The following is a 1,876-nucleotide window of genomic DNA, read 5'->3' as shown; positions in this document are numbered from 1 at the left end:
AAAATTATTCTTTAAATCATGATAGAAGAAGAAAACCAGTATCAGTTGCACAGCGTAGCCAACAAAATAAATTGTATGACTATTATGGAGCGACTGGAGCAATAGATAAAGTGGCAAGCTATATTTTTGATGGTAAGTTTATTTTAATTGGAGAAGATGGAGGTAATTTCTTCACTAAAAAAGACGTTGCTTTTATTGTTGAAGGTAAATTTTGGGCAAATAATCATGTTCATGTATTATCAGTTGATTTTAATTTGGAAAAATATTTTTGTTATTATTTAAATGCATTAAATTTACCTAGTATGGGATTAATTAACGGAATAGCTGTACCCAAATTAAATCAAAGAAACCTAAACTCTATTTTAATTGCTATTCCACCTATTTCTGAACAACATAGAATCGTTGAAAAAATTGAAAAATTATTTTCGGAAATAGAGAAATTTTAGAAAAACTTATATGTCCAAGGGCGTGTGAAACACGCCCCTTAAAAATTACCAATCAATAATTTTATTCACAATTTCCTGCTGTTCTGTGCTTGTTTTTCGTAAATAGATCCTTGTGGTTTCTATGCTTTCGTGCCCCATTAAATCAGCAAGAAAAGCAATATCATTAAATCGTTCTAAAAAACTTTTTGCAAAACGATGGCGAAATGAATGTGGATAAACAATTTTAGGATCTAATTTATAGCGTCTAGCAAATACTTTTAATTGGCTGGCAATGCCACGAGTAGTAATTCTATCACCATATTTATTTAAGAAAATAAATCCATTATGCTTATTATTTAATCTCAACCATTCAGAACACTCTTTTTGCAGAGATTTTGGGATGTAAATTCGTCTTAATTTTCCACCTTTAGAATAGAGGTCTAAATAGCCTATTTTAATATGTTCACATTTTATCTGGATTAATTCACTTACTCTCGAACCTGTTGCTGCCATAAAACGAATCACAAAATACCAGTATAGTTCGTTATCTTTTTTTAGGCATTTTTTAAAATAAGTATAATCAGCTTCACTAATTACATTTTCCAAAAATGGTTTTTGTTGAACTTTAACAAAGGATAATTTCCATTTTTCTTTTTTAATAAATTCCAGATAATAATTTATGGCTCTTAGCCTTAAATTAACAGTCTGAGGCTTATAGTTTTCAATTAAGAATACCTTATATCGCTGTAAATTGATTTTAGATAACTGATCAAATTTTTTGTGATATTGTTTTACCGCAAAAAGATAAGCTGATTGGGTATTTTCAGCAAGATTAGATTGATTAAGGTGCTTTTCAAATAGATGGATCATATAGGTTTCCTTTTAGGTTGGTTGAAAACCGATATGATAAAAGATCAATAATTTAGTGACTGTAGGGCGTATCCAACACGCCCAAGAAAGCGATGATGACTCCTACAATTTTTCAATCTCTGCAAATAATTGTTCAATTTTTTGAACAATGCGATGTTGTTCGTGGATTGGTGGTAAAGGAAATAAATAATTGATAATTTTTTCCTTTGATATATTTGGTTGCCCACTTCCCTCACTTTTTTTCTGAAATTCTGCTTTCTGCGACATCAAATAATAAAATAAGAATTTATTATAAATTCCATTAAAAGGAATACACGCACAGCAAGCCTGATTTGTTGTTGCTGCTATTTTTAATATCCCAAGCTTACCAATTGTCGCTCCATACATTGCTATCAAAACTGAACCAACAGGATTTAATCTTACAGAACATTCCTGCAATGCTTTATCTGTAATAAATTCAGGTATAGATGAAATTATTCCGTTGTTTAAGTCTCCTGTTTTTAGCCACGGGATCGTACCATTATAGTATTCAGGATTGTGTCGGTTTGGAGTTGCACCTGAACTCCAATCACCTACTTCCC

General features: G+C 30.9%; 3 protein-coding genes. 1 reads left to right on the top strand and 2 read right to left on the bottom strand.

Annotated features, from left to right (window positions below; all coding sequences use genetic code 11):
* Nucleotides 1-446: restriction endonuclease subunit S (locus EDC41_RS13390; RefSeq protein ID WP_032848994.1), on the top strand; the 446-nt coding region annotated here is incomplete at its 5' end.
* Nucleotides 447-491: 45 nt separating this feature from the next.
* Here the strand turns inward: EDC41_RS13390 and EDC41_RS13385 are convergent.
* Nucleotides 492-1,295, bottom strand: a complete 804-nt coding sequence (locus tag EDC41_RS13385; RefSeq protein WP_006250000.1) for a tyrosine-type recombinase/integrase — start codon at nt 1,293-1,295, stop codon at nt 492-494.
* A gap of 102 nt (nt 1,296-1,397) precedes the next feature.
* Nucleotides 1,398-1,876: restriction endonuclease subunit S (locus EDC41_RS13380; RefSeq protein ID WP_032848992.1), on the bottom strand; the 479-nt coding region annotated here is incomplete at its 5' end.

This window comes from Mannheimia haemolytica (assembly GCF_004342115.1).
Classification (GTDB): Bacteria; Pseudomonadota; Gammaproteobacteria; order Enterobacterales; family Pasteurellaceae; genus Mannheimia; species Mannheimia haemolytica.
The sequence above is the reverse complement of the archived record's forward strand: the minus strand, read 5'-3'. Positions and strand labels throughout refer to the sequence as shown.